The organism is Stenotrophomonas sp. STEN023 (assembly GCF_056760135.1).
Window position 1 is genome coordinate 1 of record NZ_JBRREF010000003.1, and the last position, 13,688, is coordinate 13,688.

The window sequence follows — 13,688 nt, forward strand, 5'->3', positions numbered from 1 at the left end:
GTTTATTGTGTGCCCTGCGGGGTAAACCGCTTTTTGCCCCGTCAACGCATTTGTCTGGGGCCGGGGGGGGGGGGCCCCCCCCCCCTCCGGGGGCCCACGCCGAGCGCGGGCATGCGCATCACTGCCGCTTCGTCGTTGATGGTTCGAGACGGGCGCGTTGCTCGCTGTTCAAGCTGCCCATGCCGACCACCTGCACCACGCTGTCGGGGTCGTAGCCGTCTTCGCGCTTCGGCGGTGCCACGCTGCTGGTTTCGTTGCCGAAGCCGAGCACCTGCACGCTGATCGTTGACGGCCGGGTCTGCTGCGTCTGCCGCTTGACCATGTCCTGCGCTGCCTGCACCGCGCTGTTTGCCGCGGCACTGGCCGAGGTCAAAGCGCTGACGTTGACCGCGGCGATCACCGGGATGCCTACCGCCTCGCCCTGCACCTGGATGTTGTCGGCATTCAATACCTGCAGTGCGGCCAGATTGACGTTGCCCGATACACGAATGCCTGCCTCACCGGCATCGATGGTGCCCAGCGGCGCGATCAGGTCGATGTCGCCTGGCGGAACCTCGGAGATCGGATTGAGCGTGGCGATGCCGGCACCGGTGTTGGGCGTGTTCGGCGACAGCGCGACATTGCCCATCGCATCATAGACACGCCGCTGCGGCGTATAGACCACGGTGGTCTTGCTGCCACGGCCGGCATTGATGTCACCCTCTGCCGACCAGGCCAGGATGTTGCCGCCGAAGGTGGTGAAGATGCGGCTCTGGCCGAGCAACAGGCTGTCACGCGAATAGATGTTGATGTCGCCCTCACCCTGGGTCAGCACGCCGGAGCCCGCACCTGGGCTGAAGCCACCATCGACGCCGACCAGGGTGCGCCCACCCGGCACCATCAAGTTGATGTCACCGCCGAAGTCGGTGTGGATGCCTGCATCGTTCACGGTGTAGTACGGCACGTCGTAGCCAGGTCTGCCTGCGGCAATCCACTCGGCTTCGGTCAGGTAGGTCTTGCCAAGCAGCGGCCGACGGCGTGCCACGCTGTCGACGTTCTGATCGAAATACAGCGCGCTGCTGTACATGGTGAGATCGCCTTCGTAGGCGATTTCCCGTCCTTGCGCGTCCTTGGAGGGCAGCAGCGTGGCAATGGCCTCGCGACCGCGCAGATAGCTGCCCTGGCGCGCACCGTCCACGTCGTTGTACTCGCGACCAGCAGCCTTGAGTTCGGCGTAGTAGACATTGCGCAGGAACGCACTCTGCTGCTCCACCGGCAAGGCAGCGAAAAATGCACGCGCATCCATCGTGGCCGCATCGAAATGCAGACCGCGTCCATTGGCACCACCAAAGCGCGCACTCAGCCAATTGACCAGGTGCAGCTGGCTTTCCAGCTTGTACTCGCGTGCCAGGCTGCGGTTGGCCGCAGTACCACCATTGGCCAGTGCCGTATTACGGATCTGGTCCAGCTCCACTTGCTTGTCTGCCAGGAAGCGCTCGGCACCGGCTTCGTCGCCGCTATAGCCAAACTCGGCCCGCAGCCATTGCGACAGGCTGACCGCTCCGCCATAGACACGTACCACCTTGCCCTGCTGGTCTGCCAGCGGTGCGCCCGGGTCAGCAAGATTGGCCGCATCCAGATAACGCGCTGCGAACGCGGACCAGTCTGCACCATGCCTGCCCATGCCAGCGGCCACCGAAATGCCGGCGCCGCTGCTACGGTCGCCCGGAACCACATTTACCACCGGCCCGAGGCTGCGCAGCTCACCCTTGTCCGCCATGTACACATCACGGCCGGCGCTGATGTCCAGCAGACCGGGGCCGGCAATGTAGAACGTGCTGAAGCGGATATCGCGCCCGGCCTGCACCACCGAGACGTCATCGGCGCTGGTATGCACGATGAGGTTGCCGCGCGCGGTCGCATTGGTAACAGCGACGGGACGTTGTGGCGCCGATGGATCATTGCCATTGGCCTGGCCCAGCCAACCCAAAGCACCCACGGTATTGCTGTAAACCGTACCCTGGTTGTCGTAGGCGCCCAACGGCGTGCCGGCGTTCACGATGTCACGCCCGGCGCGCAGGGCTACCGCGCCACCACCGTCATACCAGTTGACCCCCGTCACGATGCTGCCCATGCGCAAGCCAACCAGGTCACCGCTTACCGCGTAGTAGCGCGAAGGTGTCTGCCCCACATAGACGTGACCCGAAGCGGTGGGTGAGGTGAAAGTAAACAGCGGATACACCTGGGCGCTGCCATGCGGATCGGTCGCGTCCAGCAGCACACTGGGAGCCAGTGCGTTGGCACTGACGTTATGCAGGAACTGGCGTCCGTACCACAGCTTCGGGCCCTGTCCGATAAAGCCCGGATTCCACGGATTGGACAGCGCGGTCGGATCCGCACCGGAGGTCGAGAACGCAGTACCGTTGGAATAGATCGAATCTGCCGCCAGCAGTTCCAGCTGGCCACTGCCCTGCACCACGAACTGATCGGCCACCGGCGAAGGCGCCAACACCACACCTGCGACGAAGCGTTCGTTGTTGGTACCCATGATCGGCGAGGTCCGCGCCTTGCCATAGAAGATGCTGCCGCTGGCCGCTGCCGCGCGCAGTACCGAGGGATACACATGATCACCATCGGTGGCCTGCGCATCGGTACGCACGGCCGGATCATTCATTGCCAGGGTCGGGGTGAGATTGCCGCCTGCAGCCAGCAGGTCCACCGCTGTTGACGGCGTCCACAGCGAGAACCAGCTCCAGCCACCATCGCTATAGGCCTGGCCATTCGCCTTGAACGGCGTGCCACCACTGACCAGCGGCACCCGCCCGGGATCGACCACGCTGCCCAGCACCAGATCGCCGCGTGCGTCCAGACGCGCGCCGGCATCGCCCAGCACCAGCACTGGACCGCCGCTACCGATGCCCACCGTGGATTGGAAGACGTCATAGACGCGCGATTCCTTGGCATCCCTGCCGCCGTAACGCAGCTCGACACCGCCTACCGCGCCCGACTCCAGCCGCAATGCGCCACGCAGGTTGGTGAAGCTGCCATTGAGCTCCAGCCGGTGGGCGTTGCCGTTGTTGAGCTCGTTGGCGACCGGCACGGTGTTGCTGCCACTGAACGCACGCAGCGCCGGATCCGCATTGAGGCCACCGCCGATGCGGATATCCAGGTCACCGCCACCGGTCTGCACCAACTCCCCATTGGCAGCAACACGGCCGGTACTGGCCACGGCCAGATTCACGCCGCTGCTGCGCATCAGGAAGTACGAACCAACATCGCCGCGGCCTTGCAGCATGCCGGCATCGCCAGCGGCTTCCAGCACCAGGTTGCCACCACCCAGCGTGCCGAAGCCGGTGAAGCCGACCTGACGTGGCATGCCTACGTAGTTGTTGTAGTAGTTGGGCCCGTCGGTTGGCCGCACATAGGTGCCGAAGTTGATCCACCATGCAGTGGGCACGCCATCGGCACCACGCTGCACGCTGCCGCTGCCCTGCCGCCACAGCCAGTTGCCGAGCGACGCCGTGGGCAGCAAGCCCGGCGTGGCCACACCCAAGGTCTCGTAGCGCAGGGTTGAGGACGGGCGACCGAGGCTGTCGCCACTGATGTTCCCGCCGGCACGCAGCAACAGGTTGCCGCCCGCTTCGGGGTACCAGGCCTGATACAGGCTCTGGCTGCCGCCATCGACCAGGTGTTCAAACGCGCTGCCCTGCGCACCCAGCACCGTGCCAGCAACGCCTGCATCGCTCGTCGGCCTGTCACGTGGCAGGTTGTAGGGATCGCTGGCAGCACCGGCCGCCAACGAGGCCGATTGCGTGCCTGCGGTGTAGATGCCGAACAGCGAGGTGGTGGCGATGTCACCGGCAGATACCACGCGCAGGTCACCGGTGCCGGTCCGCACCACGCTCGCAATCTGCTGGCGGCCAGGCTCGGTGCTGAACACCGTGTCCGGCGGGGTGGCCGGCGTATCGATCGCGGTCAGCTGGCCGTAGCCGTAGCTGTCGAGCTCGCTGACATCGGCGCTGAAGAAGCCATACGCCTGCAGCTCGGACGCTTGATCGGCAGTGATGGACGTGCCCGACACGGGCATGAAGCTGAGCAGGTACTCGCCGAAGAAATCCATCACCAGGCGCTCGAAGCCGACGACATCGTCCCACAGGTAGGTAGCCGGCGCGCCGGTGCCGGGCACCTCGACCACCACCCCGCCTTGCCCGTAATGCACGTCGGAGAAGCGCAGGTCGCCCGTGCTCGAACGCATCACGGTAAGACGATCGGCAGCGGTGGTATCGGCGCCTGCAACCAGGCTGATATCCCAGGACTGCGAGCCGGCCTGCAACATCGGCGCCACTGCCCAGATCCGCCCATGGTTGCCATCGGCATCGGTCGGACGCAGGTCGACGGTCTTGACGCCGCCAGGCAGCTTCACATCGGTATCGCTGGGAATGAAGGCGCCCTTGGCCAAGGCAAGATCGGCAGCCAAGGTGACGAGGTTGCCAACCGGCGGCGCCGGCAGCGCTACCCCAGCCGGCCAGGTCATCGCATCGATGCGTGCGGCCAAGGGCAGGCGCATGCCCGCAGACAGACGTGTGCCTTGTGGCAGGGTGATCGCATCGGCCAGCACCGCGCCGGCGGCGAACAGCAGTGCGCCGGAGGCATCGTGCACCGCTGCACTCAGCACCGTGCCTTTGGCCAAGGCCAGAGGCAACGCCAGGGTGGCCTCCGCAGGCAACTGGGTGCCGGCGGCCATCTGCATGGCAGCGATCGGCAGGTCGTAGTTGAGCACCTTGCCGGAGTTGAACCCGGTGCCGGTGGCCAGGGTTACCAACCCGCCGTGTGGCACCACCACATCCGAGCCAAACAGCTGGCGGCCGGCGGTCAGGTACCAACCACTGTCATCCAGGGTGCTGCCCAGCACGCTGCCGTCGAAACCATCACTGATGCTGCCGAACACCTCCAGATCACCCTGCGCACGGATCAGCAGCGCGCCGGCTTCGCCGGAACCACGGGTCAGGCTCTGCTGGTTGTTCGGATTCACGCTGGCATAGCGATGGCCCGACAGATCGATATCGCCATCGACGTGCAGGTTGCCGTCGACGTTGATCGAGGTGTCCGCCACCACTTCCACACCCGGTCGCAGATGGAACTGCTGCCCATGTGTGCGCAGGCCGGCCAGCTTGCGATCCATCAGGTCGGCATTGTTCAACGCGGCATTGATGAAGGTCCGGCTCTGCCCATCCAGACGATCCAGATAGGCCTGGTCGATGACCTGGTAACTCTTGCCGTCGGTGGTGGCCTCGCTGCCCAGCGCGGCACTCGCATCGGTGATGAAGGCGTTGAGATGGATGGACTTGGCACCGTCGATGGCAACCGTACCGGCAGCATCGATGGCTACATCGTTGCCGCCCAGCCGCGGCGCATTCAGCGCCACGCTGCCGAAGTTGCTGTTGCTGCCGGCCACGCGCAGGTCCATGCGCGCACCGCTGTGCAGCGCCAACACACCCTTGCCCGAATCGATCTCGATAACCGCCCGGTTGGGTGCATCAATCGCCTTGCCATAGCTGTCCTTGCGCAGCACATCGGCACTGGCGTCCAGCACGGCGGAACCACCTATGGTGACGCCGTTGGAGGCGGCCAGACGGATGCTGCCGGCCTGCTCGCCACTGGCATCGATGGTGCCGTTGACGGTCAGCTGACCATGGTCAAGTGCCACCGAGATGTCATGCGCCTTGAGCTCATCGCCGATGCTCAGGTCACCCTCGCCGATGCGGAAGCTACGGCCACCACTGACGCCACTGGCATTGAGGCGCCTATTGAGCCCGGCAAAATCCGCGATGAAGCGCCCCTGCAGATCGATGCGCCCGGCCGAGAACGGAACCTCGGTACCACCGGCGTCATAGTGCCCACTGCTGCTGCCCAGCAGCTGCCCGAACAAGCCGATGGTGCCGTGTTCGGCGAATGCCGACAGCTTGCCGCCGCGATTGAACAAAGCCGACAGATCGACCTTCGCACCTGCCGACTGGGTGACACCACCCGCGCGGCTGTCCAACACCACGTCGCCGCCCCAGCTGTACTTGCTGGTATCGAAGAAATCGATGCGACGGCCGGCCAGATCCAGGCGCGCGCCATCGGCAAGCGTCACATCCCGCTGCGCCGACAGCGACAGTTTGCCGCTGGGCAGCAGCACCGCGGTATCCACCACCAAGGCACCGTCGCGGCTGTCCAGGGCAATCTCCGCGCCCAGCGCCGATGCCAAAGTTGCGTTGTCCGGCGTGACCAGCTTGCCATTGCCGCTTACCTGGATATCACCGCCAGCGCTGATCTTGTTGACCGAGCCAGCGCTGCCGGTCAGCAGCGGCGTACTGATGAACAGATCGCCGCCATGGCGGTCATAGGCCTTGGTCGTTGCATTCCAGTCACCCTGCGATTCGAATACCGCCAGCGTGCCCTTGTTGTTGGCGGTCACACGCTCGCTTGCGTTCAGATGCACCGAAGCAAAACCCAGTGCCAGCCGATCCTGCGCACGCACGGTATCGGGCTGGGATTTGGGGCCGAAGCCAAGCACGATGTCGCGTGCATCGACCACCAGTTGCCCCGTGCCGGTGCCCGGCCCTCCCGCAACCACGCTGCCCGCCGGAGTCAGTTCCCCGCTCCAGATCAAGGTATCGGTGTGGATGCGCGCAACATCACCGGCATTGCCGTAGCCATAGATGGCCGGGGTACCCAACAGCAACCGCTGCAGCGCGGATTTCCCGGTGACCGCATCGTAGGTGGACAGGCTGACATCGCCAAAGAAGTTGACCGATTCACGCGCCTTCAAGGACAGCGCTTCCAATGCCGGCGCGCCAGTGCTGGCATCACCCAGCAACAGCCGACTCAGCACGTCCTGATTGAGGGTCATGCCCGCAGGCAGGGTGCCGCCCGCGTTGGCCGCGGCAATCGCCTCGGCACTGCCGACATTGATGCCACCCACCGCCAGGGTCAGGTTGCGGGTACCGTAACGGACGGTGTCGCCAAGCACGAAGCGATTGTCGGTGGCAGTGGCGATGCTGCCTTCCGAATAGAGTCGGGTATCACCGATGCAGCTGGCATTGACCGCGCAGACGCCGATCTCGATGGCGCCGGCACCATTGCCGTCGGAATCAGGCGCTTGCGGTGCAAGCAGATCCAGCTGCGCGTTGGATACCGCCAGCACCGAGTTCCTGCCCGGCTGGTAGACGTAGCCCTGCTCGGCACCATAGCCCGATGCACCGCGTCCAAGCGTATTGATGCCCGAGCCCTGCTCCAGGGTGATGCCACCGGCAACCCGGCCGGTCATCAGGAACACATCCGCGGCCTGCAGTTGCGCGCCTTCGCGCAACACGATGCTGTTGCTGCCACTGGCCGACATCGAGATGACGTTGGCCGACTGCAGTGAGCCGGTGGCGGGGTCCAGGTAGGTGCTCCTCAACTGACCGCCAATCTCCAGACGGGAAGCGCCAATCGCATTGAGCTCACTGGCATGCACCGAAACGCCGTCGTATCCGTCGGTGGCGGCTGCACCGTCGGCAAGGATTTCGTAGTTGGACGCACTCCACAGACGCGCCACCGTGCCATTGCCATCCTTGCCCGGTGCGCCCAGCACCGTGGCATCGAACTGCAGCGCAGGTTGATCCACCGCACCCGGCTGGCTGGGGCTGATCAAGGCGAAGTTCACCGCTTTGGCATCGCGCTCCAGCAGCGGCCGTGGTGCGCCTTCGCGCGCGGCCTGCTGCAGGGCGAAACTGGCATAGCTGGTTTCGTTGTACTGCGAATAGCTGCGCAGCGTATCCGCCGAGGTCAGGATGGCCTGGGTAGGCAGGGCATCGACCACGCCGGTATTGGCAATGCCCAGCTGCGCCGACGTGCTCCACGAGCCATTGCGCATGCCCTGCGTGGTACCGAAGGCCGCCGCGCTGCTGGCCAGGCCGTTGAGCTCGACGCGGAACGCACCGGGCAGCAAGGCATAGGTTGATGGCAGCAGCGTATAGGTACCCGCCGGCAGTCCGGGGACACCCGCGCCAATGGTGATCTGGCGGCCGATGGCCGGATCGCCGGCGCCCTTCTCCGCGCCAACCGGTGCATATCCGGCCTGCACGCCCGGCACGATCGCGTACACCGGGTTGGTTTTCAGGCCCGGCAGGGTGAAGCCATCAGCGCCCATCTGCACCAGCGGGTTGAAGCGGGCATCGGTGGAGCCGCCGCGGCCGGAAAGGAAGGCCGCACCGGTAAGCTCGCCACCGCCGGACAGGTCCAGCACCGCACCTGCCTGCGCATTCACCGCATGCGCCTTGAACTCCACCTTCGGTTCCCAGCCGATACCGCGGTAATCGGCGTCTATGCCGTTGTAGTTGTAGGTCAAGCCATCGACGGTGCCGCCATAGGGCATCACCAGACCGTTGGCGCTGACCGAGGTGATGCTGCCCGGCAGCAGGTTGACCACGCTCGTATAGCCATTGCTGTTGCTGCCCAGCGTTATGCTGCCCAGCGGAGCGCGCAGCACGCCGCCCTGGTTGATGGTGGCGGCACTGAACTCCATTGCGCCGAACACGCTGTATGGCATCGCTGGCAGTGCGCTGCCCATGCGCTCGATGGTGAGCGCGCGAGCCGGATCCAGCTCGATCTGGCGAACACCCCATTGGTTCAATGTGGTGTGCATGCCGACACTGACGTTGCCGCTGCCGTAGATCTGTGCCGCCGCCAGGGTGGTGTCACCCGGTGAGAACAGGTTGGCCTGCTGCAGGCGCAGATCGCCCTCGCTCTGGATCCGCACCTGCCCGAACGCATCGCGTTCGACCGCCAGCGGCGTGGCCGCGTTGAGCTTTATCTCGCCGCGGCTGCCGAAGCCCAGCATGCCGACGATGTCGACCATGCTGCCGGCCAGGGTCAGCTTGGCGTCATCCGCCACCAGCGGCACGCCCAGGGTCCCTGCCGCGGGTGAAACATTGCTGGAGCCGATGATCGGATTCGGCATCAAGGTGTTATCGCGCTGGCGACGGGCCGCGCCGGCGATACGCAGGTAAGGCGCGGCCAGGTGCACCTGGCTGTCGCGCGCCGCGTTGCTGGACAGGCCGATCGCGCTGGCCGTCAGGTACAAGGCCTGACGCATGCTCAGGTCGATGTCGCCATCCATGCTGAGCAGGCCATTGACGTATAGCGAAGCGGTATCGAAACCACCCGCGCGTATCGCATCCACGCCATAGCGGGCATGACCAAAGGCCAGGCTCGCATCCAGCTCACCCACGCCGACATCCGCGGCCAGCCCGCTGCCGCTGTAGTTCTGTTCCAGCACCAGTTCACGTGGCACACGCACGGCGTCGTCGACCAGTTCGCCCTTGGAGGTCCAGCGATCTACCGGGCCGTAGATGGGCGTCTCCAGATTCAACGCCAACGTGCCGCCCATGGCACCGGCGCCGCCTGTGGCAGCGTTCAACGTGCCATCGATGAACAGACCATTGTCCGAGCTCAAGGCAATCACGCCACCATGGCTGGCCAGCGTGGTCTCGCCCCTGCCAGGCAGGTCGAGTACAGCCTGCGTACCCGATGCCTCCAGTCGTGCGCCTTCGCGGACCACGACGAAGGCGTTTATCGCGCCGATGTTTTGTGATGCCAGATTGTGCTTGGCACCGATTTCGATGGTGCCGCCGTCAAGCAGACGGCCATAGCGGCCAACCGCATCATCGTTCGCGGTGAATGCCTTGCCGGAAACATCCAGTACGGCGTTGTCACCGATCCATACCGAGCGCGCGGAAGGCAGACCGGCCGGCAGATTTGCGTCATTGCCGGTGCCAAAGTCACCACCCAGCACCGAGATCCGACCGCCATTGGCCTGCAAGCTGCCTTCCAGCGTGATCTGGGCGTTGCCGGTCAGGGTGATCGATTGGCCCGGGTCGACACCGATGTGACTGCCCTTGCCAAGCAACAGGTCGGCGGCGGTCAGCACCGTACCTGCCGACAACGCGAGGCTTGCGCCCTGCCGCAGGCTGACCGTGCCCTTGCCCGGCTGGTCCTGCTGCAACGGCGGCAGCCACACCGACAAGGCCTCATCCGGGTCGCCACCACTGGCCAGATCACGCGCGGCAGCCCGGTCAACCTGAAACAGTGGCATTGCCACATCGACGCGTGCGCCATCGACCACCACCACACCATCGCGACCGCTGACGCTGTAACTCTTGAAGCCGGACTGGAACAGCTTGCTGTCCAGGGCCAGGAACGACTGCACCGGCAGGTCACGGTGCCAGGACGTGCCAGGCGGAATACGGGTGCCATCGGGCATCACCAGCACGCGGTCGGTGACACTGCCGGCGACGTAGTTGTAGGTCTGCTGCGGAATCGGCAAGCCGGCAGGAAACACGTTGGCGGGGACAACATAGCCTGCGGGAAGATCGGTGATGGTCGACAAGGTAGTGCCGGCAGGCAGGGTCTGGCCGGCGTACATCACCGGTCCGTTGTTGGCCAGCTGTACCGTCACCGGCAGCAGCCAGGGCGCCTGCGTGGTCACCGTGTTGGTGCTGCTCACCGAGGGTCGCAGCGTCGCCGGCATCGCCTGGCCGCCCTGCACGCGGATCTGCACGACGCTGAAACTGACCGGAATGACCTCGCCAGGTTGCAGCACCACATCCGCGGCCAGACGCAGCGGTAGATCGCTTTTCTCGCCCGCAGGCAGCTGCTCGATCGCACTGGCCAGCTCACCGCCAATACTCACCAGCGTGCCGTGCTCGATGTTGAGCGCACCACCGCCCTTGACACCGTAGCCGCGGATGGCGCCATCCAGCGCAAGCACACCATTGCCCTGGTACTGGCCGGCCGCCAGCGTGACGCTGCCGCCCTTGCCACCGGCAACACTGCCATCCACCGCAACCGCGGCTCCGGAGGACACGTCGATCAGACTGCCTTCGCCCAGGGTGACGCTGCCGCTGCTGCGCAGTATCACCTCGCCGCCGTTGATGAAAGGCAGCCCGGCGATGGACTGCGGGTCCTGCCACTGGTTGTTCCACAACCCGCGCGCGTCCAGCGTCACGCCATCGGCAATGTCGACCTTGCGCTCATAACTGGCGGCGGCCAGCGCACCGATCGGTCGATCCTGCCAGGGATCACCACTGGCCGTGTGCTGCACCAGCATGTTGCCCAGACGGATGCTGCCGCTACGGGCAGTAAGATCGGCATTGACGGTTACATCGCTTGCATGCAGCGCGATACCACCGCCGGCGGCGACAGTGAGCGCCTCATCCACGCTCACCCGGCCCAGCGCATGGATGTCCAGCGCGGCCAACTTCTGTGCATTGAGCCAGGCCGCATCCAGGGTGATATGCCCGGCCTTGCCTGCAGTACCAGCCGAACCAATCGAGACCTCATCGACAACCGCGCCCGCGCCAAAGCGTAGCTGGCCGGTGTCCTTGTCGTAGAACGGATCATAGCTACCGATGACCAGTTGGCCACCGCGTGCAATCGCGGTCTGCGCCTGCTGATAGCCGTCCAGTATGGCTTCGCGTGCGCGCGTCTGCCGGTCGCCCTGGAAGGTGGTGGTTTCAATCCCGCCCTCCAGCTGTGCCGACTGCGTAGCCACCACCACGCGACCGGCATCGCGGCCGACCACATAACCATTCTCCAGCCGCTTGTCCGGGCCGATCACCGGGCTGTAGTAGTACTCGGTGTTGCCCCAACGTGCGTGCACATCCTCGAAACCACGGTAGAGACCGGTGTACAACAGATCGCCTGGCGCGCTTGAGGCGCTGTACAACTTGCCATCGGCGCCTTTGAGATGGGTCTGCCGGATATAGCCGGTCTGCACGTCGAGCGTGCCGCCGGACAGGTTGATATGCGAGCCCGCCTGGGTCACCACGCTGCCACCGTTGAACTGCACGGTGCCACCTTGCGCCGACCACTCACCGATGCCGTGGCCGGTGACGCCCAGGTAGCCGCCTACTTCCAGCAGTCCGCCGGCGGTGTACCAACGGTCGGTTTCATAGCCATTGGTGCCGGCGGGCACCAAGACCAGATCACGGCGATCCAGCCAGATGTTCTTGCTGTTGAGCGACTTGTCATCGCGGTTGAGCGACGCGTCGCGCTGCTCATTGCCCTGCACATTGATCTGGACGTTGTTCGCTTCCATCGCGATCTTGACGCCAACGTGGCCGGATACATCGATGCGCGCACCGCGTTCAACTTCGGTGGCGGCGGCATCGACAAAGACCTGGCCACCGGTCGCCAGGGTCAGGCTGCCATCCTCGAAGCGCACGTCGCCACCACTGACAATCTGTACCAACGACTGGTCACGCCGGTGCAGGATGCCATCACCGGCCTTGTCCGATTCCTGCACCAGGGTCTCGCGCTGCACATCCAATGCGGTGGTTGCGCTGTCGTCCAGCACCACTGCGGTGGTGCTGCCCTTGCCCAGGGCTACCTCGCCATCGGCGTCGCCGCGTGCGGTCTGCAGATGCACGGTGCCGCGGGTATGCACGGACGTGGTCGCAACCAATGCGCCGTCCTGATGCACCTCATGCCCGGCCAGGGTGATATCACCTGTCGTTGCCTGGATCAGGCCCGTGTTGCTGACCACACCGCTGGCGGCGGCCACATCAGCCCCATTGGCAACCGGCTTGCGCAGCGTGGTGACCACATTGCCGCGCGTCGTCGAGGTCTGGTTCTGCTCGGTACCCATGCCCTTGCGGATCACGAAGGCATCGCCAGCGGCCAACATCGTCTGTCCGTTGGCCGTGCTGATCTGGCCGTCGTTGTGCACCTGCCGACCAAGCAGCAGCACATAGCCACCACCCTCGGTCACCGACGACGGAACGTGGGTGCTGATCTGCGCGCCGCGCTCGACGATCACATCGCCGCTAGCGGCCGAATGATTGAATGTAGTTGCGGTGGTGGTCAGATCATTGGCGAAGGTGGGGATGAAACCATTGCCCTGCGCATCACCGTAGATGCCCTTGCCGAACTGCGCGTCGCTGATATTGACTGCAGATGCAGCCAGATTTTTCACGTTGACCTGGCTGCTGCCACCGAACACCACGCCATTACGGTTGATTAGCATCACCGTGCCTTCGCCCTGGATGCGCCCCAGGATCTGCGAAGGACGACCGCTGGGGTCGTTGATGCGATTGAGCAACGACCAGCTTGCCTGCTGGTCGAAGTCCACCACGGTATTGCGACCGACGTTGAAGGTTTCCCAGTTGAGGATGGCCTTGTCGGCGGTCTGCTGGATGCTGACCGTGGTGACGCCATCCTTGCTGCTCTGGCTTGCCGCGTTGGCGTTGTGCCAACCACGGGTCAGTGCATCGTCATCGATCTTCAATCCGCCTTCGCCGAGGCCGTCCAGCACCTGGTTTGGCCGCGCACGTGTCGCATCGCGCGCGGTCTGCTGCAGGCGCTGCTGCATGGCGATCGCCTGCGCGGCGGTATTGAGGTTTTCCAGCGATGTTTTCAGCGTATCGCGCGCCTGCTGTGCCTGCTGGTCACTGCGCTGCAGGTTCGATGGCATGCCATTGGGCAGCCTGCCGGTCTGCGCTGCGGTCTGCTGCTGCACGCCCTTGCCGGCAAACCAGGCGGGACTGAAGGCCTGCTGTGCACTGACGCCTCCGCTGACGCTGCCGGCCATCAGCAGCACTGCGATTGCCTGTGACAATACCCGTACCTGCGGCGCCCGCGTGGTGCCGGGAACAACCGAACCATTGTGCTGCTTCACCATCGCC

The 13,688-nt window shown here is 64.9% G+C and carries 1 protein-coding gene; it reads right to left on the reverse strand.

Annotation, left to right across the window (positions count from 1 at the left end):
• Positions 1–118 precede the first annotated feature (118 nt).
• The gene (locus ACVOLV_RS00995) at positions 119–13,684 is read right to left on the reverse strand and encodes a filamentous haemagglutinin family protein (RefSeq protein WP_481552753.1); all 13,566 of its coding nucleotides are present in this window, start codon (positions 13,682–13,684) and stop codon (positions 119–121) included.
• Between the last annotated feature and the right edge of the window lie 4 nt (positions 13,685–13,688).